The sequence below is a fragment of the Flavobacterium sp. LHD-85 genome (assembly GCF_030929595.1).
Classification (GTDB): domain Bacteria; phylum Bacteroidota; class Bacteroidia; order Flavobacteriales; family Flavobacteriaceae; genus Flavobacterium.
Window position 1 is genome coordinate 149,635 of the sequence record NZ_JAVFVR010000005.1, and the last position, 22,714, is coordinate 172,348.

Sequence of the window (22,714 nt, forward strand, 5' to 3'; positions counted from 1 at the left end):
TATGAAAAATTGGACTGGAGAGCGATTAGAAACATTTGTTTATAATAGGATTGCGATAGAACACTTGCATCGATATGCAATTACTAATAATTATATAAAAGATAAAATTGTTTTAGATATAGCCAGTGGAGAAGGTTATGGTACTGCTTTAATGAGCAAGGAAGCTTCATTTGTATATGGAGTGGATATTGATAAAGAATCAATTTCGAAGGCTAAATTAAAATATACACAAAAAAATATTGAATTTTTAGAAGGTAGCACAAGTGCAATACCACTAGATAATGATGCTATAGATGTAGTAATTAGCTTTGAAACAATTGAACATCATGATCAGCATGAAAAAATGATGCTTGAAATAAAAAGAGTTTTAAAGCCTGGTGGAATAGTATTAATATCTACTCCAGACAAATTATATTATTCTGAACAACGAAATTTAATAAATGAATTTCATGTCAAAGAATTGTATAAACATGAATTTAAAAACTTAATTAATAATTATTTTAAATATCAGCAATTATTGACACAATTACATAATAACGGAAATTCAATAATTCAGAATGATACAGAGAAAAATAATTTAGACTTATATTATGGAAATTATCTCGCTATTAAAAATAGAGAGGTAAAACCAATGTTTTTAATATCAATTGCATCAGACTTAGAATTTGAAAAACATGATTTGTCTATTTTTGATGGAGGGTATTTTGTTAAAAATGAATTAATGGCTGAATTTAGAGGTAGTTATTCGTATAAAATTGGTCATTTAGCTCTACTACCACTAAAATATCTTAAAAAAATTTTTAAGTAATAAATTAAAATGTGGATATAGACAAAAAAATATTTATCATTATTGTAACTTATAATGGAATGCAATGGATCGAGAATTGTTTAAAAAGTGTGTTAAGCAGCTCGGTTGCAGTGGAAATTATTATTGTTGATAATGGTAGCAAAGACGGAACAGTTGAATTTATTAAGTCAAATTTTAAAGATGTTTTATTATTTGAGCAAGATCAAAATTTAGGTTTCGGAAAAGCTAACAATGTTGGATTAGATATTGCTCTTAAAAATAATGGAGAATATTTTGTTTTATTAAATCAAGATGCTTACTTAGAAAAAGATACAATTAGTTTGTTGCTTGAGGAAATGAGACTTAATCCAGAATATGGAATTTTGAGTCCGGTACATTTAAATGGCAATGGGGATAAAATTGATTTATATTTTCAATTCTATATCTCACCAAATAATTGCCCAGATTTCTTTTCTGATCTTTTCTTAAGTAAAGTAGTGAAGAATGTTTACGATGTCAATTTTGTTAATGCAGCAATATGGATGTTGTCAAAAGAAACCTTAAAAAATGTTGGAGGTTTTAATCCTTATTTTTTTCATTATGCAGAAGATAATGATTATGTAAATAGATGTAATTTCAAAAAAATGAATGTTGGAATTGTTCCAAAAGCAATAGCATATCATGATAGAAATGTACCGAATAGAAAATTTGATCTAAAAACTTTTATCAATTTAAAAGATCTTGATCTTCTCAACCCGAATAGATCATGTTCGGCCAAGAAAATGATTATTCAGACTATTAAAAAAAGTATTATCTCAATGATAAAACTTAAAAAAACGGATGTCTTTTATAACTATCAGTATTTAAAGAAAATGATAAAGAATTATCATTTAATAAAAAGAATTCAGATCACAACATGTGAAGACAATTATTCCTTTCTTACTTATAGAGATTAAATAATGAGCAATAATTTATTAAAACTTTTAGTAGTACTAGTTAACTATGGTGATGAACAACTTATCTTTTTGAAAAAAGTTGTTCAAGAGTTAAAAGCGTTCAAAAAATTTGATGTTACAATTATTGTAAATTCAAATATCGAATTAAATATTGAAGGAATTAATTTCGTTAATGTATTGACTTTATCAGATTATCAACTGTTACCATTAACATGTAGAAAAGTAATATGGGATAATAGAAATGATTATGATCTATTTATATATGGAGAAAATGACCATTTATTTTTAGAAGAACATATAGAAAAACATATTGAATATTCTACGATACTTCCTAAAAATAGAATTTCGGGATTAATACAATATGAAGAAGATCTAACAGGCAAATACTATCCAGGATTTCATGCTGATTTTGATTGGAATTATAGATCAGTAGAATCTTACAAAGGGAAAAAATTTGCTCATTTTAATAATGTACATCAGGCTTCATTTATTTTAACACAAAAACAGTTGTTGCGTGTTGGTAAAAAAATTAATTTCTTAGAATTGGTAAATGAGCAAACGATCACTTATCGAATAATTAAAAAAATAAGAAAGAAATTTGGTTTAAAATTGCCACGAGAAAATAAATATAGCGTTAAATGTAAAGTCAATACAGATATTTACTTGTTTGGTGGCATGAAAAAAATGATCTGTATTTCAGAATTTGAGGATAATTTAATTCATCATCTCCCTAATTTATATATTGAAGGTAAAGAAGGACGAAATAAATTGCGATCCGATTCTGTAAGAATGGACCAATCTGTGAATAAATTATTGAAGAGCTAAATTTTTTATATGCTTGCTATAATTATTCCATACTATAAATTAACATTTTTTGAGCAAACATTAGAATCTTTGAAAGATCAGACAGATCAAAGATTCAAAGTGTATATTGGCGATGATGCTAGTTCAGAAAATCCGTTTTTTTTATTAGAAAAGTTTAAAGGAAAATTAGATTTTACATATCATAGATTTGAAGAAAATTTAGGTGGAACTTCATTAGTAAAACAATGGCAACGTTGCATTGATCTGTCAAATGAAGAAGAATGGTTAATGGTTTTGGGGGATGATGATTTGTTATCTAATACCGTTGTAGAAAAATTTTACTCAAACTTGTCTAAATTCGAAAATGAAAGTAATGTTGTAAGATTTGCTTCTAAAACACTTACCGAGGAAAACGGAAAAACTTCGGAAAAATTTAAACATCAAAAATGGGACACAGCTTTAAATTTTTATTATAAAAGATTTAAAGGACTTACTAGAAGCTCATTATCAGAACATATTTTTACTAGAAAATCTTATTTCAAACATGGATTTAGAGAATATCCTTTAGCTTGGCACAGTGACGATATGGCTTGGATAGATTTTAGTGAAAATAAGAAGGTATATTCAGTAAATACTAGCCATGTTATCGTTAGACTTTCTAAAATAAATATTACAGGTAAAAAAGATAATTTTGAACCTAAAAATAAGGCAGAGCAGATGTTTTTTACAGATTTAGTTCGAGAAAAATTACATTTTTTTACGCCTAGCCAAAGAAATGAGTTCTTAATGACGTATGAAATTGCTATAAAAAAGAATAGAAAAGTAACTCCTGAAGAATGGAAGTTTTTACTTAAAAACTATCTGAAAAATGGTAAAGTCATTCCTTTTCTAAAATGTATTCGTAGATTTTTTAACAATATAACAACTGCGTGAAGCCTTTAGTTTCAATTATAATTCCAACATATAATAGAGGACATTTAATAGGTGAAACTCTTGAAAGTATTTTATCCCAAACATATAAAAGCTGGGAATGCATTGTTGTAGACGACGGATCTACAGATAATACAGAGGATTTGCTTAAAGATTTTATGAGTAAGGATAATCGAATCCAATATCATAAAAGACCAGTCGAAATTTTAAAAGGGCCAAATGCTTGCAGAAATTTTGGTTATCAAATAAGCAAAGGAGAGTACATAAAGTGGTTTGATAGTGACGATTTAATGTATGATGATCTTCTTGAAAAACATTTTTTTTCAATCAATAATAATTTTGATTGCAGTGTTTGTAAAATAGTGCATAGTGATTTAGAAACTAATGTACTTTTGGGAGAGAATAATATTATACCGAACAATTTAGTTGAAGATTATTTAGTAGGCAATATTACTTTTTATGTCTCAGGGCCTCTCTGGAAACGTACTTTTTTAGAGCAGCAAAAAAAAATGTTTGATGAAAAAATATCAAATTTAGATGATTGGGACTTTAATTTAAGAATGCTTTATCAAGAGCCCAAAATTAATTATGTTAATGAGGTCTTAATCAGTTATCGTATACATAACGATTCACTTTCTAGAGAAATTGTAAAATGTAATTTTGAAGAAATTATATCTGAATTTAAAGCACGAAGAAAACATTTGTTAATTCTGATTTGGAAGAAGAAAATTCAAACCGTTGCTTTTAAAGAATTTATAATTTCCAGAAATAAGTTTTATTTGCGAGAAGCTTTACTGCAAAAAAGTAAATATGATTTTTATCTATTTAAGAATTTACTATTTACTCAGATTTTATTATTTGATATAAATGGAATGTTCAAAAGTTTTGCAGGTTATTTTGGTCTAAAGTTCTTTAATAAGGGATATAATCTATTTAAATGAGAATATTAATTACAACGCCTTTTTTTCAATTTTCGGGTGGCAGTGAGTTAGAAACAATTCATACGGCTAATACTTTTGCATCACTTTCTAAGGTTGAAGAAGTGCATGTTTTTGTGGCAGGAGAGTTTGATTTAAATTTTACGAAAAACATATATATTGATAGAAAAATAAAGTTTTTTACTAGACCTTCCTTTTTCAATAATATCTTTTTTTATAAGATAAATAAGAGTATAAAGAGGAAGTTAAGGTTGGAATCACTACCATTTGATTTTCTTTACTGGAGATTCAAAAAACTATCAAGATTTGATAAAATATATATCATAACCAAAACATCCCTGGTAAATGATTATATTCCGTTAATTAAACTATATGGGTTAAAAAAAGATATAGTAATAAAATATACCACAGTATTTTTTAATCCTCTGGAAAATAATACTATAAAATATTTATTACAAATAAGACACAATATTGTAACCTCTCAAAAACAAAAAGATTTCTTTGTAAAAAATTTAGACCTTAAAAATACGATTGCCCAAGAAATTTTGCTTTTTAATGAAAGCGTTGCGATTAATAAAGTAAGGAACCAAAGAAAAAAGGGCCTTTACGATTTTGGAATTTTAGGTAGATATTCGGAAGAGAAACAATTCGAACATGCAATAAACTTGATAGCAGATCTTAGGGATAAAGGATTTAAAGCAAGATTAATTATTAAAGGAGGCTGCGATGAAAATTATTATAAAAATCTTGAGAATCTAGTTAAAGAAAAAAAACTAGAAAAATTAATTACGATTAGTTTTGAAGAAGTTCAATATGATGAAGTGTATAATTTTTTTGATCTTTTTAATTGTTTTTTAATTACTTCTAAATATGAAGGAGGACCAAATGTAGCATTAGAAATTATGGCTTATGGCTTGCCAATTTTATCTTATGATGTTGGAGCAATGAAAGATCGATTAAACAAATTTCCAGAGTTGATTGCAATAAACGAAGAAGATTTGAGTAAGAAAGCCATAGAAATCTTGAATTATGATGAATCTCTTTTTTTGCAAAAATGCATGGATATAAAGAAAACCTATATTGATGACTTTTCAAACGATAAAAAAGTAGCCTTCTTAAGAGATTTTTTGAATTAGGAAAAAGCTTGTCAAATTAAAATAGTTAATTTAATAAAAGATGAAAATAAAGGTAGGATATCTTCTGTCTTATGATTACAATATGTTTTTTACATCAGTTAAACAAGTGTATGATTATGTTGATACAATTTTTTTAGCGATTGATAAAAATTATCTAACCTGGAGCGGAAATTCATTCGAAATTGAAGAGAGCTTTTTTGAAAGAGTTAAGAGTTTTGATGCTAAAAACAAAATAGAGTTTTATTATGATGACTTTTATGTTTCTGGATTGACTCCAATGGAATGTGAGGTTCGAGAGCGAAACATGCTTTTAAATAGAATGGGTGATGGATGGCTAATTCAACTAGATGTTGATGAATATATGTATGATTTTAAAAAAATTAGAAAATTTTTAAAGCAGCATTGGTATTTAATGGTATTTCCAAAATTTACGCCAGTCATCTTTAAAGGAATTTGGATAACACTATTTAAAAAACTTCCAGAGGGATATCTTTATATAGAAAACAATGAGCGATTTCCATTTATTACTAATTGCAAAAAATATGATGGGCCAAGAACAAATTACAGTATTAGTAATCATCTTATAAATGCAAAAGCTATTCATCAATCTTGGGCAAGATCTGAGGAAGAAATATATTTTAAGATTACAAATTGGGGACATAGAGATGATTTTGATACGCAAAAGCATTTCGAATTTTGGCGAGATCTAGATTTAAATAATTATGATAATTATAAAAATATACATCCGTTAAAACCTGAATTATGGGATAAATTGAATTATATTCCATCTACTTCAATCGATGATTTTATAGAACAGTATGCCGAGAAAAATAAGCAAGTATTGACTAACGTTGGTTTTTTTAAGATGTTAAAAGCTTTTTTCAGAAAAATACAAAAAAGAATAAAGTAATTATATGCAATTGTCAGTAGTAATATTATCGTACACAACAACAGAAGGATTATTTAATATGACTTCTAATTGTATCACCTCTTTAATTGAATCTGAAAAAGATATTGACTTAGAGATTATTTTAGTTGAGTCAAATAAAAACTATAATGAGTCTGGATTTATATATCCCGAATTTGTAAAAGTTATTGTTCCTGATTCAGATTTTAATTTTCATAAATTTTTGAATATAGGAATAAAAGAAGCTAAAGGTCAATTTGTGGCATTGTGCAACAACGACCTAATTTTTTATAAAAATTGGTTCAGCGCAATCCGTAGGATAAGTCAAAATAATAAGAGAGTAAAATCGTTTTCTCCTAGTGGTAATATCAATGATATGAGCTTTGTGAATGAATTTGAACTGGGATATAAAGTTAGGACACACATTCAAGGATGGTGTTTAGTAATTTATAAAGATGTTTTGAAGCGAATAGGTTATTTAGACGAGACATTCAATTTTGGATATGCAGACAATGATTATGCAATGACCTTGAAAAAGTACAATATTAAACACGCTTTGGTTAATTCTTCTAAAGTTGAACATTTAGAAAGAGAAAAAGTTAAAAAAAATAGAGAAAATCTAAGTGAAGGATATAAAAAACTTCTAGAAAATGTGGATTTAGATACAAGCAAACTACCAAGTTATGTACTAACAGAAGGTAATAAATACCTATTAGAAGATAAAAAAGTTCTTGATGATTATGTAAAGTATCATACGAAATGGGGAGCGCCAAATTTTTTATATCGAAAAAATAAAATTGCTGATTTACTTATATCTTTTAATTTAGGTTTTCTAAATAGAATAATCTTATAGTTTTTTATTTTGAGTTATAATTGATGATTGTAGAATTAACCTAAAGTAAAAAAAATATCACAATGAAAATCCTCTTAGTTTCGATGCCTTCTCTTCATGTAATTAGATGGATAGAAAACCTTAAAGACACAAACTTTGAGCTATTTTGGTTTGATGTTTTAGGAAGGGGAAAACTTGAGACTTTAAACTCAGTTACACAATTCACAGGATGGAAAAAAAGGAAGACAAGACATATAAAAGGGGAAAGTTTTCTACGAAAAAAATACCCTGATTTATATGAAAAAATTCTTCCATATCTTGAAGTGACAGCAAATGAAGCTTTAGAAAAAATAATTTTAGAAATAAACCCAGATGTAGTTCATAGTTTTGAAATGCAGAATTGTTCGTATCCTATTTTGAAAACAATGCGTAAGTTTCCGAAAGTGAAATGGCTGTATTCTTGCTGGGGGAGTGATCTCTTTTACTATAAGGATTTTAAGAGGCATAATGATAAAATAAAAAACGTTTTAGAAAGAGTTGATTTTCTGCATACTGACTGCAAAAGAGATTTTGATTTAGCTGTTCAATTAAACTTTTTAGGTAAATTTTTAGGGGTAATTCCTGGTGGTACAGGCCATAAATTAAAAGAAATGGAACCTTTAAAACTGCCAGTTTCCCAAAGAAAAATTATATTAGTCAAAGGATATGAACATGATCTAGGAAGAGGTCTAAATATTGTAAAGGCGTTACACTCAATAGAAAAAGAAATAAACGAATACCAAGTAATAATCTTTGGCTCACATTCTAAAGTGAAAGATTATATAAAAAGCAATCAGTTAAACTTTATTATTTTTGATAGACATGAGCTTTCGCATAGTGGATTGGCTGAGCTAATGGGAAAATCTTTAGTTTATATTGGAAACAGTATTTCAGATGGAATGCCAAATACTTTATTAGAGGCAATCGTTATGGGGGCTTTTCCAATACAATCAAATCCAGGCGGAGTTACAGAAGAAATAATTACCAACAATGAAAATGGTCTTTTAATTCAAAATCCAGAATCAATTCAAGAGATCAAAGATAATATTCTAAAAGCAATTTCAGACTTAAATTTAATCGAAAAGGCATTATTAAAAAACCAAAAAATAGCGAGCGAAAGATTAGATTATTTTGAGAATAAAAAGAAAGTGATTGAAATGTATAAAACTATTATGAAATGAGATTAGGTTTAAATCCAAACAAAGATCAGGAAACGGCTAGTTTAACATATTCTCATCAAATTATTATTCCGGTTTATATTCCAAACCAAAATGATTATTTTAAAAATAGTTTAGCGATTCTTAAACTATGCTTAGAGTCATTATTTATTACCGTTCATAAAAAAACTTTTATAACTGTTGTAAATAATGGAAGTTGTGATGAGGTGAAGAATTATCTGCAGGAATTGTATTTGGAGAAAAAAATTCATGAAATCTTAGAAACAACAAACATTGGAAAATTAAATGCAATTTTAAAGGGTATAGTTGGATATAATTTCCCATTAATTACAATTACAGATTCAGACGTATTATTTCTAAATGGCTGGCAAAAAGCCACATATTCTATTTTTGAAAATTTTCCTAAAGCTGGAGTAGTTTGTCCAGTACCATCATCGCGCTCATTAAGGACTTATACTTCTAATATATATTGGGATAGTTTTTTTTCGAAGAAGCTTGCTTTTTCAAAAGTTAAAAATCCTTTGGCTTTAAAAAAATTTGCTGTTAGTGTAGGAAATCCAGATTTTTACAATAGGGCTCATTTAGAAAATTATTTTACAGTATCAAATGAAAATGAAAAAGCGGTTATTGGAGCTGGACATTTTGTAGGAACATACAGAGGTGAGATTTTTAATAGTCTAGAAGCAAAATACTCTAATTATAAAATGGGAGGAAACAGCGAAAATGAGATCCTAGATATTCCAGTAGTAAAAAAAGGCTTTTGGCGTTTATCTACAGAAGATAATTACGCTTATCACATGGGAAATGTGTTGGAGGATTGGATGAATGATGAGGTTTCAAAATTAGAAAAAAATATTTCAGAAGTTGATTTTAATATTAAATCAATAAACGCTAGTTCAAAATGGCTTTACATGGTTAAAAGCAAATTTTTTGGAAAAATTATTCTAAACAAAAAAATAATGAAGTACTTTTTAGTTTGTAAAGGATTACCATCGAAAGATTCCGAAAAATATTTAATATGATTGATAAAAAGAAGATTGCTATTCTCACTACTGTGGCAAATTTTGAATTGTATAAAAAGACGGCAACAATTTTTCCAGATAACATTGATAAGATAGTTATTGATGGTACTAATGGGATGTATGGTCTAAACAGTATTGATTTTATGTTTCAAAAACTTAAAAATAAAAAATACGAATGGATTATTATGGCAGATGAAGATGTGTTTTTTTACGATTCAAATCTTATTTTTGATTTAATTGATCATATGGATAAAAATGATTATCAGATATGTGGCGTTAGGGACGGAGGAGTAATTAAACATAGATTTCATAATCCTGAAGTGATTAATACTTTTTTCTCCATAATAAATTTAAAAAAATTGGCTAAAGAGTATAATTTTGATTTGGTTAAAGGACATCAAAAAATTATTCCTGAAATTTATAATAATAAGGATTATTCTTTTTTAAAATATAATTACGACATACAAAGTCTTAAAGAACCATATTATTGCTTTTATTTTTGGGCTCTTCTAAATAATTTTAAAATTCTATATCTCGATACTATAAATCCAGTTAAAGATGATCAGACTGGAAACATAATTCTTGATGCGAATGGAAACAAAATTGCTTTTCATAGTTGGTATGCTCGAGCTTATCAAGTTTATGAGGATCAAACAATAAGGATAGATTCTTTTTTAAATGAATTTCAGATCCAAGCCGCATCTCTAAACATGAAAAATGTGATTGTTTTTAAGAAAAGATTTTTCAATTGGAAAAAAAGACTTTTGGGAATTATCAAAAAAAGTATCAAAAAATGATAACCATAATTTTTCCTTATCGAGACAGAGATCTTATTAGAATTAAAAAATCACTGGACTCTTTGAAAAATCAAACAAATCAAAACTTTAAGGTGTTGTTTGTTGATTACGGATCTAAAATTCAATTTTCAAATAAGGTTCGTAGTTTAGTTGATTCATATAGTTTTACAGAATACTTTTATAGTTACAATAGTAAACAGCCTTGGTCTCGTTCTAAAGCAATAAATATAGGTTTAAAATTAACTCAGACTCCTTTTGTTTTTATCGCAGATATCGATCTTATTTTTAGAAATGATTTTATAGATATTCTTTTCAAATTGCAGAATCCTAAAAAAGCTTATTATTTTAAGGTAGGTTTACTAAGTAAAGAAGAGACCGATCTTACTAAGGATTTTTTAGATTACCAAATTTCATTTTCCAGTGGGGCTGGAGCTCAAGGATTATCAATGTTTCCAATGAAAGAGATAAATGATGTTCAAGCCTTTGATGAATTTTTGCATTTTTGGGGAGCAGAAGACAATGATATTCATTGCAGATTAATAAGAGCTGGAATTGAAAGTGTTTTTTATGATAAGGAGATCATGCTTTTACATCAATGGCATGAAAGTTATCGAAAAAGCGAAAGAAATACTTTAACAAAAGAGCTTCAACTGAAAGGAGTTATCAAATTAAACCAACAGCATTTAATCAATAGCCGAAATAATGAAGTGATTAAAGTTAATAGTGAAAATTGGGGGATGCCTATTTCAGAAAAAGACTATTATGAATTAGAAAGCTATGACTCTTCAATAATTCTGACTAATAAGATAGAAGTGGTTAATCATTTTTTATTTGTAGAATTACCTAGATATGAAAAAAGAATCTTGTCAATTCAATTTGTAGAAGACCCATTTCAAAGTACCTTAAAATATAAAGTAAAAAAAATAGTAGGTAAAACAGTTCCTAAATACTATTCTTTAAAAGAAATTAACGATAAATTGTTGCTTCATATCATTTCCTTCTATCATGTTTTTCCTTATTCTTATGAAATAAGTAGTGATTTAAAAAGCATTAATTTCAGAATCAAAAAGTAAAAGATTTATAATTACTCAAATCCCACTAAATGTCTAAAGTTATTCTAATCTCGCAAATACCTTTACCGTATTCAGGTATAGGAAGTTGGACGACACTATATCATAACTATTTAAGTGATGATCATAAAGTGGATTATATAATTTGCGGGAAGCCAGAAATGACTTATCCTCAAATAGAATATGGAATTGTTATGAATACTAATTGGTTAAAATTTCAAAAGAAAGTTTTAAAAAATAAGTATATCAGCTTTTTTAATGAACTTAAAAAGATTCTTGAAAAAGACGAAAAATTTATAATTCAAATCATCGATAATTTCGGAATTGTAAAACCATTAATTGAGTTTTTAGAAAAACAAAAGAAAAGAGAGAAGTGCTATCTTCAGTTTTTTTATCATGGTTTTTCTCCTTTTCATGAAAATTTTTACGGTAGATGGTTTTTTGAGGGCATAGACGAAATGGTTTTGTTGACTAATGACTCCTACAAAGCGCATAAAGAATATTATACAATTCTGCCAACAAAGTTTTCAGTTTTGCATAATGGAATTGACATTTCTAAATTTTACAAAGTTACTTTAGAAGAAAAAGAAAATATAAGGAAACAGTTAGGCATTACAAACAAAAAAGTATTTATCTGGTGTTCTCAGGATCGTCCTAAAAAAGGATTAGATTTTATTTTAAACGTCTGGAAAAGAATTAAAGCGATCGAGAATGACGCCATTCTTTTAGTAATTGGCGCAAATCGGGATATAAAAATAGAAGGTGTGTCTTTTTTAGGAAGAATACCCAATAATGATTTACCAAAGTATTATCAAATGGCAGATTGTTATTTGTTTCCAACACTTTGGCATGAAGGTTTTGGATTGAGTTTAATTGAAGCGTTACATTGTGGCTGTTATTGCATTGCTTCTTCAAATGGAGGAGTTCCAGAAGTTTTACAATACGGAAAACTAGGTAAACTGATTGAAAATCCTAATTTTATTGGAGAATGGGTAAAGGCTATTGAATTATTTCTGGATGAAAACGAAACTCACAATATTTTGATTCCTGAAAATTTATACTCTACAAAAAGCTGGAATGAAGGAATGAATACCATTATTGAAAACGCAAAATTGAATGTTAGTTAATGAAAACTATTGCAATAATTCCCGCGAGAGGAGGCTCTAAACGATTGCCAGAAAAAAACACCAAATTACTTGGTGAAATTCCTCTTTTGGCTCATTCAATTTTGTATGCAAAACAAAATAACGCAATAATTGATGAAATTTATGTTTCGACAAACGATGATAAAATCAAGAAAATTGCATTAGAATATGGTGTAAAAGTAATCGATCGCCCAGAATCATTATCAGGAGATTTGGAACCAACAGTGACAGCATTAAAACATGTGTTAGAATCAATAGAGTATGATGTTGAAAATGTAATTTTATTGCAACCTACAAATCCGTTGCGTCCAGAAAACTTACTTAAAGATGGGTTTGATTTTTATTTAAAAGGAAATCACGATAGCTTATTTACAGTTTCTCGAAATCATCAGAAATTTGGAAAAATAATTGATGGGAAGTTTGTTCCTTTTAATTACGAAATAGGCCAAAGGAGCCAAGATCTCGAACCTCTTTTTTTTGAAAATGGCTTGCTTTATATCACAAAATCTGAAAAAATTTTAAGTGATATAATTATATCAAAAGATGCTTACCCATTTGAGATAAATCATATTTTTGCTAGCGTTGATATCGATACACAAGAAGATTTTGACTACGCTCAATACATATATAAAAACAAATAAAAATGAATTCATATATCGAAATAGCAGGCCGCAAAATTGGTCTAGATTACCCGCCATTAGTGATTGCTGAAATTGGAATTAATCACGAGGGATCCCTTCAAGTTGCCAAAGAAATGGTAGATGCAGCTAGTAGAGCAGGTGTAGAAGTTGTAAAACATCAAACGCATATTGTTGAAGACGAAATGACTGGTGCTGCCAAAAAAGTTATTCCAGGAAATGCAGATGTTTCAATATATGAAATTATGGAACGCTGTTCGCTTAATGAAGAAGAAGAATTAGAACTTAAAAATTATGTAGAAAGCAAAGGCATGATTTTTATTTCAACGCCATTTTCTCGTGCGGCAGCTGAAAGGTTAAAAAAGTTTGATATTCCTGCTTACAAAATAGGATCTGGCGAATGTAATAATTATCCGCTTTTAGAGCATATTGCTTCTTTTGGAAAACCTGTTATTTTGAGTACAGGAATGAATACGATTGAAAGTATACAAAAAGCAGTAGCGGTATTTGATAAGTATAATGTTCCAGTTGCTTTATTGCATACTACAAATTTATATCCAACACCAATTCACTTAGTTCGTTTTGGCGCGATGGTCGAATTGAATCAGGCTTTTCCAAACAAAGTTTTTGGACTAAGTGATCACACTTTAAATAATAATGCTTGTTTAGGAGCCGTAGCTTTAGGAGCTAGTATTCTTGAAAGACATTTTACAGATCATATGCAGCGAACAGGTCCAGATATTGTATGCAGTATGGATGAAAATGCTTGTAGTGAACTAATTGTTTCAAGTGCAGAAATTGCTCAAATGCGTGGAGGATCAAAAAAACCGGCAGATGAAGAACAAGTAACAATTGATTTTGCTTTTGCAACACTTTGTTCTATTGCTTCAATTAAGAAAGGAGAAATTTTTACCAAAGAGAATATTTGGGTAAAGAGGCCTGGAACAGGAAAGATTTTAGCTGAAAATTTTAATGACATAATAGGTAAAACAGCAAAAAGAGATATTGAGAATGATGAGCAATTAACTTGGGAAGATATTCAATAATATCAATGAGAAAAATCCTTTTTTTAACGGGTACTAGAGCCGATTTTGGAAAAATAAAATCATTAATCACAATTCTTGAAAAACATCAAGAGTTTGAAGTTTTTGTTTTCGTGACTGGCATGCATCTGCACGAAGAATATGGGTATACCCTTATTGAAATTGAACGATGCAATTTTAAAAACATCCATACTTTCGTGAATCATACTCACGAAACCACAATGGATCTTACTCTTGCAAAAACTATCGAAGGATTTTCTAGTTATTGTAATACTATAAAACCAGACATGATTGTTGTTCATGGTGATCGTGTTGAAACTCTTGCTGGCGCAATAGTTGGTTCTCTAAATAATATTCTTGTAGCACATATTGAGGGGGGTGAAGTTTCAGGAACTGTTGATGAGTTGATAAGACACAGTGTAAGCAAACTAAGCCATATACATTTTGCATCTAATATAGAAGCCGAAAAAAGATTGATTCAAATGGGTGAGATCAAAGAATCTGTCTTTACAATTGGTTCTCCAGATATTGATATTATGTTTTCTGAACAACTGCCAGATTTAGCAACCGTAAAAGAATATTATAATATTTTATTCGAAGAATTTTCAATTGTTATGTTTCATCCTGTTACAACTGAAATTAATGCAATGAAACAATATGCAGAAAATTTTGTTTCTGCCTTGCTTAATGATAGCCACAATTATGTGGTCATTTATCCAAATAATGATTTAGGGAGCCAATTTGTTTTGGATAGTTATGATAAGTTAAAAAATAATGAAAGATTTAAAATTTTCCCTTCCCTTCGTTTTGAATACTTTTTGACTCTTTTAAAAAATAGCAAATTCATTATCGGAAACAGTAGTGCTGGTATACGTGAGGCACCTTATTATGGTATCCCGATTATCAATATTGGTACTAGACAGCAAAATAGGGCAATACACGCTGACATAATAAATGTGGATTATTCTGAAAGCGAAATCGAGCAAGCTCTTTCAGTTATAGACTCTCATAACGTACAAAAATCTGATAATGATTTTGGACAAGGAAATAGTGCAGAATTATTTCTTAATTGTCTACAGAAATCGGATATTTGGCAGCTCAATCACCAAAAACAATTTAGAGATAGTTAATGTCTAATAACAAGATTTTTATCCTCCTGCCAGATGGAGTCGGACTTCGAAATTTTGCCTTTTCTAATTTTTATAAAATAGGATTGGACAAAAAGTTTGATATAACGTACTGGAATAATACTCCATTTAATTTGACAAGTTTAGGTTTTAATGAAATTAAAATTAAAAACGCTAAAACAAATCCTCTAACAGACAGTTATAAAAATGCTCGAAAGCACATCGAGCTGAATCTTAACATAAAAAGAGCGATGGATACTGTTTATGATTCTTATCGTTTTCCTTTTTTCTTTAAAAGTGTAAAAGGAGCAGTTAAAAGTTGTGCTGCAAAACTCTTTATTACAATAAATAATTCAGAAAGAGGTTTAGAAAAGGTTAGAGAAAAAATAAAACTCCAAGAAAAGAAAACTGAGTTTTATAAGAATTGTTTAGAAACACTTCAGAAGGAGAAACCTGATTTTGTGTTTTGTACTAACCAGCGTCCTGTTTTAGCAATAGCTCCAATATTAGCTGCAAAAGAACTAAAAATACCAACAGGAACTTTTATTTTTTCATGGGATAATCTGCCCAAAGCGACGATGGTTATCGAAACAGATTACTATTTTGTATGGAGTGAGCACATGAAGAAAGAACTTCTGAAATATTATCCATACATAATAGAAAAACAGATTTTTGTTGTTGGAACCCCACAATTTGAAAGTCATTTTAATTTGGATGATATTATAGACAGAATTAAATTTTTTAATGATTATAATCTCGATTTAAGTAAAAAATACATTTGTTATTCGGGTGATGATTTTACTACCTGTCCAGACGATCCTAAATATTTATCGGATGTTGCAGATGGGGTAAGAAGGTTAAATGAGCAAAGTAATGACTTATTAGGTATTATATTTAGGCGTTGTCCAGTTGATTTTTCTACTAGATACGATGAAGTTCTTAAAAGAAATGAGGATTTGATCGTACCTATTGATCCGATATGGGAAAAAAATGGAACTGAATGGAATACCATTTTACCAACTCGAGAAGATGTTAAATTGCTAACTAATACAATATTTCATACTGAAATGGTGGTAAATTTAGGGTCTTCAATGGTATTTGATTATGCTTGTTTTAAAAAGCCATGCGCGTTTTTAAATTATGATATTCCAAATAAAATAGATATGAATTGGTCAGTATCTAAAATTTACAATTACATACATTTTCGTTCGATGCCAGATCAGAATGCAGTTATTTGGTTAAATTCAGCAGATGAAATTACAGATAAAATTCGACACGGATTGAATACAAATGGAACATTAGAAAGTGCTCAAAATTGGTTTAAGATTATTAATCAGGAACCGCCAGAAATTTCCTCAGCTAGAATATGGAAATCAATTGAAACAATTCTAAACCGCTAAAGAATTTTTGATTTAGATAAAATTATTTTAATTTATGTTTTTTAACTCATTGGCTTTTGCCATCTTTCTACCAATCGTTTTTTTGCTTTATTGGTTTGTTTTCAATAAAAATAAAAATACACAAAATGCTTTATTAATTGTAGCAAGTTATTATTTCTATTCTTGTTGGGATTGGAGGTTTCTTTTCTTATTAGTTTTTTCTACATTTTTAGATTATTTCACTGGAATTCAAATTGAGAAAAGCAACTCCGAAAAGGGGCGAAAATTTTGGTTTTGGCTTAGTGTTTTAGTGAATTTAGGATTTTTAGGAATTTTTAAATACTATAACTTCTTTGCGGCTTCATTTGCAGAAATGTTTACTTCTTTTGGTTTTAAGGTAAGTCCAATGCTATTGAATGTAATTTTACCTGTTGGAATTTCATTTTACACTTTCCATGGATTATCTTATGTAATTGATATTTACTATAAAAGAATTAAAGCAGAATATAATTTTGTAGACTATTCGCTTTTCGTGAGTTATTTTCCTCTTTTGGTAGCAGGACCAATAGAAAGGGCAACACATTTATTGCCTGAGTTAAAGGAAAAACGCGAGTTTAATTTAGAAAAAGCAAAAGAAGGTGTTTATCAAATTGTTTGGGGACTGGTAAAAAAAGTTGTCATTGCAGATACTTGTGCTGTTTATGCAAATGCTATTTTTGATAATTATCCTTCAATGAACTCGTTTTCTTTGATTTTAGGAGCAATTTATTTTGCTTTTCAGATTTATGGAGATTTTTCTGGGTATTCAGACATAGCGCTTGGCGTTTCCAAATTATTTGGTTTAGAGTTATTAAGGAATTTCAATTATCCTTATTTTTCACGAGATATAGCAGAGTTTTGGCGTCGTTGGCATATTTCGCTTTCTTCTTGGTTTCGCGATTATTTATACATTCCATTAGGAGGAAGCAAAGGTGGTCTTTGGATGAAAATCAGAAATACTTTTATCATCTTTATTGTTAGCGGATTTTGGCATGGTGCCAATTGGACATACATTGTTTGGGGATTTATAAATGCGGTCTATTTCCTTCCTTTATTATTGTCCAATAGCAATAGAAATAATATGGATTCTATTACTTTAAAATGGAATTTTGATTCTGTTAGAGTACTATTTAGCATTTTAACCACTTTTTTATTGACTTGTGTAGCTTGGATATTTTTTAGAGCAAAAACAATCACTGATGCCATTTTATATCTAAAAAAGATATTCACTAATGGAGGGTTTAGTGCTCAATATTTAGATAACCAACGGTATAATTATGAATTATTACTAATGATTGGCTTGTTCGTTCTGGTTGAATGGAATAATAAAACCAAAGTTGAGCCAATTTCTGGAAAAAGAAGTATGCTAAAAATAGCTTTAGCTATTATGGCTATCATTGCTTTCGGAACTTATTCTGATTATAAAGAATTTATTTATTTCCAATTTTAATGAAGAAGTTTTTATTATATATATTAGGAATTTTTATTTTAACAGTTTTGGTAGCGGTTACTTTAGATGGATTATATACCTATATCTTTATGCAGTCAAGAAACCGCGGAAAAATCCAAACCGTTTTCAATTCTACTGCAAAAAAATATGATGTTGTGATTTTAGGTTCTTCAAGAGCTAATAATCATTTTGTTTCGCAAATGTTTGAAGACAAAGGACTAAAAACATTTAACTATGGAATGAGTGGCGGACACTTATTTGAAGCTTCATTAATGTTGAAATTGATGATAGAAAGAAAGTACGAAATTAAAAATGTAATTCTTGAAGCTGATTTAAATCTTGCGAATGATCATCAAGCAGAAGGAATTGCAGCTTTGTTTTTACCTTTTATTCATAATTCAGAAGTCATTAAAGATCACTATGAAAATGAAAATGATTTTAAGGAATTGTATTATCTTCCGTTTTATAGGTATGTGAAATATGACAGTAAAATAGGTTTTCGGGAAATATTTTTTACAGCAGTACACAAAAAAACAAATGCTTTAGACAATTTAGGTTTTTACCCGTTAGAAAAACATAAAAACGGCAATATGAAAAACAATATTGTCAATTTAAACCCGCTTCCTCATAATAGATATTATGAAGAGATTAAAGACATATGTAAAAAGAATAACATCAAATTTATTGCTATTATGACGCCTATGTGTGAAAATGTTGTGGGAATGAATTATTTTGATAAAGTCAAGAAAGCTTATCCTGAAATTTATAATTATGAAAATGTAGTGATTGAGGACAGATATTTTTCTTCTTGCGGTCATATGACAAAAGATGGAGCTAAATTATTTACAGCAAGAATAATCAAAGATTTTTTTTAGAAATAGCAATACAATCCACCTATCCCATTGAATGCTTATATGTCTTTAAAGAAATTTTTATTTTATATTTTAAAAATTTTGATATTAACTCTTATTTTGATGTTAGTAATGGATAAAATTTATTCCTATTTTTTTCTGCAATCAAATAAAAGAGATAAAATAGGTTTTGTTTATAACTCTCCACCAACAGAATATGATGTTGTAATATTAGGTTCGTCAAGAGCAAATAATCATTTTGTGACACAAATGTTTACAGATAAAGGCTTAAAAGCATTTAATTTTGGAATGCAAGGGTCGAAGTTATTTGAATCTGATCTGATTTTAAAATTGCTTTTAGAGAAAAACAATAAAATTAAAACTGTAATAATTGATGTTGATGTGACATTAAGAACTGAAGAAAAGTCAGATGGAACATCTTTAAAATTTTTGCCGTATTTGCATGATTCATCATTGATTAAAGAACATTTTGAAAACCAAAATGATTTTAATATTCTTTATTATGTCCCTTTTTACAGATATTTAAAATTTGACACAAAAATTGGTTTTAGAGAAATGCTTTTTAATGTCCTAAATAGAAAAAGCAAAGAACTTGATAATGGGGGTTATAATTCATTGCCTGATAATAATGGGAATTTGAAAGCTGAAATTCTAGATTTTCAACCTAAAAGAAATAGATATTATGAGGAAATTAGAAAAATATGCAAATTAAATAGTATTAAACTTATCGCAGTCATGACTCCAATGTGTGAAAATGCTGTTGGAAAAGATTATTTTAAAAAAGTGAATCAACTGTATCCAGAAATTTATAACTATGAAAATACAGTTGTAGAAGACAAGTATTTTTCTTCTTGTGGTCATATGTCAAATGATGGGGCTAGATTATTTACAGCAAGAATTATTAAAGATTTTTTTTATAAATAGTTATGCATATAGCTTTTCTTACTCCAGAATACCCCCATCCTAATATTGCACAATCAGCAGGAATTGGGACCAGTATTAAAAATTTGGCTACATCATTACATAATTCTGGAAACACAATTACTATTTTTATTTATGATCAGCCTATACAGGATATATTTGATGATAGTGGCATTAGAATTTATTGTATAAAAAAGAAAAAATATAAATTTTTAGGATGGTATTTGTATCGTAAACATATTGAGAAATTCTGTAATCAAATCATAAAACAAGAGAGTATTGATGTAATTGAAGCTGCAGATTGGACTGGAACCACCGCATTTATGCGTTTTGAAATTCCTTTAGTAATTCGTTTTCATGGAAGCGACACCTATTTCTGTCACTTAGAAAATAGAAAACAAAAACTTAAAAATTTCTGGTTTGAAAAATTGGCTATAAATCAAGCAAATGGGTTTATTGCACCTACAAACTTCGCGGGTGAACTTTCGGAAAAGCTTTTTAGAATAAAGAAAAAAGAAATCTTGACAATTCATAATGGTTTAGATCTTGAGAAGTTTGAAAACAATTGTCCAGAAAAGTTCACAAAAAATACGATTCTTTATATTGGCACTTTAATCAGGAAAAAAGGAGTTTTAGAACTACCCGATATTTTTAATAAGGTACGTCAAGCTTTTCCTGAGGCAAAACTGCTTTTAATTGGGAGTGATTCTTTTGATGTAAAAACCAATTCTAAATCGACTTGGAATTTAATGCAAGATCTATTCACTAAAGATGATTTAGGTAATGTAAACTATCTTGGGAAAATTTCATACAACGAGATTCAGGATTATATAAAATGCGCGAATGTATGTGTGTTTCCAACTTATGCAGAAACTTTAGGAATGGTGACCATAGAAGCTATGGCAATGCAAAAAGCAATTGTAAATAGTAATATTGGCTGGTCACAAGAACTTATAATAGATGGAGAAAGCGGTTATCTTGTACATCCTTCAAATCATAATTTATATGCTGAAAGAATTACGCAATTATTTAAAGATGATTCTTTGGTCTTACAATTAGGAAAAAATGCTAGAGAACGAGTAGAAGAAAAATTTAATATAAATAACCTTGTTTTTGAAAACATTAGTTTTTATCAAAATATTATAAACTCCAATAAAAAGGCGCAGTGATTATTGTTTATCATCAAAATAATAAAATAGTTAAAGTTGGAGCAAAAACAAAAAATGTTTTCTCTGAAAAGAAAAGTATTGCTAAAAATTTAATTGAAATCGCAGAGGAATTTCCGCAAGATTTAATTATCTGGAGTCATATCTCATTAGAATTTTATCTTAATGTTGAAAAAATTGATGAAATTTTTCATCAAGAAAAGATAATGGCTTCCTATAATTTATCTCCAAATAATTTTATTTCTGATACTATTGGATATGTAGATTCGTCGCCTTTTTTAAAAATAAATAAAGAAGTAAGCTACCCAACCTGGATGATGAGCAGCAATGTAGGAGGAATTCATGCTTCTATTTTATTGCTTTTAAAGAACCAGATAAAGATAGATCCAAATTTTGACTATTTTTTAAACTCAATAGCAAGGTTAGGAATGTCAAAAGGGTTATTATGTTATTCTGACCCTAAATTATTAAAAGACTGTCCGCAAATATTCCCAAAGTATAAAGAGGATAAAAATCTTCTTTTTAGATTTGTAAAACAGCATTATAAAACCCGTTGGATATTTTTACTTTTTTTGGATCTGTTTCTTTATAAAAGAATATTGGCTGTTTTTCCTTTTTTAATGTGTTTTTTTTACAAGAAAAGATATCTCAAAACGGATACATTCCATAATATTAAAACAGAATCTAAAAATAAAGTAATTAAAGAAGGAACTATAGATGTGATTATTCCGACAATTGGACGAAAGAAATATTTATATGATACTCTAAAAGACTTTTCCTTGCAAACATTTTTGCCTATAAATATTGTTATTGTGGAGCAAAATCCTGTTCCAGAGACTATCACAGAACTTGATTATATTTTGAATGAAAATTGGCCATTTAAAATTATACATATTTTTACGCATCAAACTGGAGCATGTAACGCAAGAAATTTGGCACTGAAAGAAGTGAAAAGTGAATGGGTATTTATGGCAGATGATGATATTCGAATAGAAGCAGACTTTTTGGAAGAAACATTTCAGGTAATTAAAAAAGAAGGGTTTGAACAAATTACTTTAGGATGCTATCAACCTGATTATTCTTCACATAAAAAAATAAAACAGAAATTTCAATGGGGTAGTTTCGGTTCGGGGTGCAGTATTGTAAAGACCGAGAATATAAAAACACTTTCTTATAATATGAGTTTTGAATTTGGCTATGGAGAAGACGGTGATTTTGGAATGCAGCTAAGAAATTTAGGGTATGATATTATCTATTCTCCGCAACCAGAAATTCTTCATTTAAAGGCACCAATTGGTGGTTTTAGAACAAAACATATTTTGGCTTGGGCAAATGAAAAAATTCAGCCTAAACCGTCTCCTACAGTAATGTTATACAAGGTTTTGCATTTAACTCAAGAACAAATTGATGGCTATCGCACTGTTTTGTTCTTTAAGTATTACAGAGTTCAAAAAACTAAAAATCCAATCCAATATTATTTTAATTACAAAAAACAGTGGTTACAAAGTTTATATTGGGCTAACAAACTAAATAGCTAG

The 22,714-nt window shown here is 28.7% G+C and carries 22 protein-coding genes; all 22 read left to right on the forward strand.

Going from position 1 to position 22,714, the window contains the following annotated elements:
• Position 1: 1 nt before the first annotated feature.
• The 22 genes from RB618_RS10565 (at position 2) to RB618_RS10670 (ending at position 22,714) form a co-directional block, all read left to right on the forward strand.
• Positions 2-808 carry a class I SAM-dependent methyltransferase gene (locus RB618_RS10565; RefSeq protein WP_308068695.1) on the forward strand — a complete coding sequence of 269 codons (807 nt, stop codon included), beginning with the start codon at positions 2-4 and terminating at the stop codon, positions 806-808.
• Positions 809-819: 11 nt separating this feature from the next.
• Entirely contained in the window at positions 820-1,743 is a 924-nt protein-coding gene (locus RB618_RS10570) for a glycosyltransferase family 2 protein (RefSeq protein WP_308068696.1), read from the forward strand.
• A 3-nt stretch (positions 1,744-1,746) separates the two neighbouring features.
• A complete protein-coding gene (locus RB618_RS10575; RefSeq protein ID WP_308068697.1) occupies positions 1,747-2,568 on the forward strand; it encodes a hypothetical protein in 822 nt (273 codons plus the stop codon).
• 9 nt (positions 2,569-2,577) lie between these two features.
• A complete protein-coding gene (locus RB618_RS10580) occupies positions 2,578-3,480 on the forward strand; it encodes a glycosyltransferase (protein WP_308068698.1) in 903 nt (300 codons plus the stop codon).
• Entirely contained in the window at positions 3,477-4,418 is a 942-nt protein-coding gene (locus RB618_RS10585) for a glycosyltransferase (protein ID WP_308068699.1), read from the forward strand. The genes RB618_RS10580 and RB618_RS10585 overlap by 4 nt, the downstream gene beginning before the upstream one ends.
• Positions 4,415-5,551, forward strand: coding sequence for a glycosyltransferase family 4 protein (locus tag RB618_RS10590; protein WP_308068700.1), 1,137 nt, complete (start codon positions 4,415-4,417; stop codon positions 5,549-5,551). The genes RB618_RS10585 and RB618_RS10590 overlap by 4 nt, the downstream gene beginning before the upstream one ends.
• A gap of 40 nt (positions 5,552-5,591) precedes the next feature.
• Positions 5,592-6,461, forward strand: coding sequence for a hypothetical protein (locus tag RB618_RS10595; protein ID WP_308068701.1), 870 nt, complete (start codon positions 5,592-5,594; stop codon positions 6,459-6,461).
• A 4-nt stretch (positions 6,462-6,465) separates the two neighbouring features.
• Entirely contained in the window at positions 6,466-7,311 is an 846-nt protein-coding gene (locus RB618_RS10600; protein ID WP_308068702.1) for a glycosyltransferase, read from the forward strand.
• 62 nt (positions 7,312-7,373) lie between these two features.
• Positions 7,374-8,510: a glycosyltransferase gene (locus tag RB618_RS10605; RefSeq protein WP_308068703.1), complete on the forward strand. Its 1,137-nt coding sequence runs from the start codon at positions 7,374-7,376 to the stop codon at positions 8,508-8,510.
• Complete coding sequence (locus tag RB618_RS10610) at positions 8,507-9,529, forward strand: glycosyltransferase family A protein (protein WP_308068704.1); 1,023 nt, start codon at positions 8,507-8,509, stop codon at positions 9,527-9,529. Before RB618_RS10605 ends, RB618_RS10610 begins: the two co-directional genes overlap by 4 nt.
• Entirely contained in the window at positions 9,526-10,326 is an 801-nt protein-coding gene (locus RB618_RS10615) for a hypothetical protein (RefSeq protein WP_308068705.1), read from the forward strand. Before RB618_RS10610 ends, RB618_RS10615 begins: the two co-directional genes overlap by 4 nt.
• Positions 10,323-11,399: a glycosyltransferase gene (locus RB618_RS10620; protein WP_308068706.1), complete on the forward strand. Its 1,077-nt coding sequence runs from the start codon at positions 10,323-10,325 to the stop codon at positions 11,397-11,399. The genes RB618_RS10615 and RB618_RS10620 overlap by 4 nt, the downstream gene beginning before the upstream one ends.
• Before the next feature lie 29 nt (positions 11,400-11,428).
• Entirely contained in the window at positions 11,429-12,523 is a 1,095-nt protein-coding gene (locus RB618_RS10625; protein WP_308068707.1) for a glycosyltransferase family 4 protein, read from the forward strand.
• The gene (locus tag RB618_RS10630) at positions 12,523-13,182 is read left to right on the forward strand and encodes an acylneuraminate cytidylyltransferase family protein (RefSeq protein WP_308068708.1); all 660 of its coding nucleotides are present in this window, start codon (positions 12,523-12,525) and stop codon (positions 13,180-13,182) included. The genes RB618_RS10625 and RB618_RS10630 overlap by 1 nt, the downstream gene beginning before the upstream one ends.
• 2 nt (positions 13,183-13,184) lie before the next feature.
• Positions 13,185-14,225, forward strand: a complete 1,041-nt coding sequence (gene neuB / locus RB618_RS10635) for an N-acetylneuraminate synthase (RefSeq protein WP_308068709.1) — start codon at positions 13,185-13,187, stop codon at positions 14,223-14,225.
• 5 nt (positions 14,226-14,230) lie between these two features.
• Positions 14,231-15,352, forward strand: a complete 1,122-nt coding sequence (neuC, locus tag RB618_RS10640) for a UDP-N-acetylglucosamine 2-epimerase (protein WP_308068710.1) — start codon at positions 14,231-14,233, stop codon at positions 15,350-15,352.
• Positions 15,352-16,749 carry a UDP-glycosyltransferase gene (locus RB618_RS10645; RefSeq protein WP_308068711.1) on the forward strand — a complete coding sequence of 466 codons (1,398 nt, stop codon included), beginning with the start codon at positions 15,352-15,354 and terminating at the stop codon, positions 16,747-16,749. The genes neuC and RB618_RS10645 overlap by 1 nt, the downstream gene beginning before the upstream one ends.
• Before the next feature lie 34 nt (positions 16,750-16,783).
• Positions 16,784-18,217, forward strand: coding sequence for an MBOAT family O-acyltransferase (locus RB618_RS10650; RefSeq protein WP_308068712.1), 1,434 nt, complete (start codon positions 16,784-16,786; stop codon positions 18,215-18,217).
• Positions 18,217-19,092: a hypothetical protein gene (locus tag RB618_RS10655; RefSeq protein WP_308068713.1), complete on the forward strand. Its 876-nt coding sequence runs from the start codon at positions 18,217-18,219 to the stop codon at positions 19,090-19,092. The genes RB618_RS10650 and RB618_RS10655 overlap by 1 nt, the downstream gene beginning before the upstream one ends.
• Positions 19,093-19,131: 39 nt before the next feature.
• Positions 19,132-20,013, forward strand: a complete 882-nt coding sequence (locus tag RB618_RS10660) for a hypothetical protein (RefSeq protein ID WP_308068714.1) — start codon at positions 19,132-19,134, stop codon at positions 20,011-20,013.
• A gap of 2 nt (positions 20,014-20,015) precedes the next feature.
• Complete coding sequence (locus RB618_RS10665; protein WP_308068715.1) at positions 20,016-21,179, forward strand: glycosyltransferase family 4 protein; 1,164 nt, start codon at positions 20,016-20,018, stop codon at positions 21,177-21,179.
• Positions 21,176-22,714: a glycosyltransferase family A protein gene (locus RB618_RS10670; protein WP_308068716.1), complete on the forward strand. Its 1,539-nt coding sequence runs from the start codon at positions 21,176-21,178 to the stop codon at positions 22,712-22,714. Before RB618_RS10665 ends, RB618_RS10670 begins: the two co-directional genes overlap by 4 nt.

Bases quoted from the DNA above. Each gene is read 5' to 3' on its own strand.
- RB618_RS10565 (WP_308068695.1), top strand. From the start codon at position 2: ATGAAAAATTGGACTGGAGAGCGATTAGAAACATTTGTTTATAATAGG.
- RB618_RS10575 (WP_308068697.1), top strand. From the start codon at position 1,747: ATGAGCAATAATTTATTAAAACTTTTAGTAGTACTAGTTAACTATGGT.
- RB618_RS10580 (WP_308068698.1), top strand. From the start codon at position 2,578: ATGCTTGCTATAATTATTCCATACTATAAATTAACATTTTTTGAGCAA.
- RB618_RS10590 (WP_308068700.1), top strand. From the start codon at position 4,415: ATGAGAATATTAATTACAACGCCTTTTTTTCAATTTTCGGGTGGCAGT.
- RB618_RS10595 (WP_308068701.1), top strand. From the start codon at position 5,592: ATGAAAATAAAGGTAGGATATCTTCTGTCTTATGATTACAATATGTTT.
- RB618_RS10600 (WP_308068702.1), top strand. From the start codon at position 6,466: ATGCAATTGTCAGTAGTAATATTATCGTACACAACAACAGAAGGATTA.
- RB618_RS10605 (WP_308068703.1), top strand. From the start codon at position 7,374: ATGAAAATCCTCTTAGTTTCGATGCCTTCTCTTCATGTAATTAGATGG.
- RB618_RS10610 (WP_308068704.1), top strand. From the start codon at position 8,507: ATGAGATTAGGTTTAAATCCAAACAAAGATCAGGAAACGGCTAGTTTA.
- RB618_RS10615 (WP_308068705.1), top strand. From the start codon at position 9,526: ATGATTGATAAAAAGAAGATTGCTATTCTCACTACTGTGGCAAATTTT.
- RB618_RS10620 (WP_308068706.1), top strand. From the start codon at position 10,323: ATGATAACCATAATTTTTCCTTATCGAGACAGAGATCTTATTAGAATT.
- RB618_RS10625 (WP_308068707.1), top strand. From the start codon at position 11,429: ATGTCTAAAGTTATTCTAATCTCGCAAATACCTTTACCGTATTCAGGT.
- RB618_RS10630 (WP_308068708.1), top strand. From the start codon at position 12,523: ATGAAAACTATTGCAATAATTCCCGCGAGAGGAGGCTCTAAACGATTG.
- neuB (WP_308068709.1), top strand. From the start codon at position 13,185: ATGAATTCATATATCGAAATAGCAGGCCGCAAAATTGGTCTAGATTAC.
- neuC (WP_308068710.1), top strand. From the start codon at position 14,231: ATGAGAAAAATCCTTTTTTTAACGGGTACTAGAGCCGATTTTGGAAAA.
- RB618_RS10645 (WP_308068711.1), top strand. From the start codon at position 15,352: ATGTCTAATAACAAGATTTTTATCCTCCTGCCAGATGGAGTCGGACTT.
- RB618_RS10650 (WP_308068712.1), top strand. From the start codon at position 16,784: ATGTTTTTTAACTCATTGGCTTTTGCCATCTTTCTACCAATCGTTTTT.
- RB618_RS10655 (WP_308068713.1), top strand. From the start codon at position 18,217: ATGAAGAAGTTTTTATTATATATATTAGGAATTTTTATTTTAACAGTT.
- RB618_RS10660 (WP_308068714.1), top strand. From the start codon at position 19,132: ATGTCTTTAAAGAAATTTTTATTTTATATTTTAAAAATTTTGATATTA.
- RB618_RS10665 (WP_308068715.1), top strand. From the start codon at position 20,016: ATGCATATAGCTTTTCTTACTCCAGAATACCCCCATCCTAATATTGCA.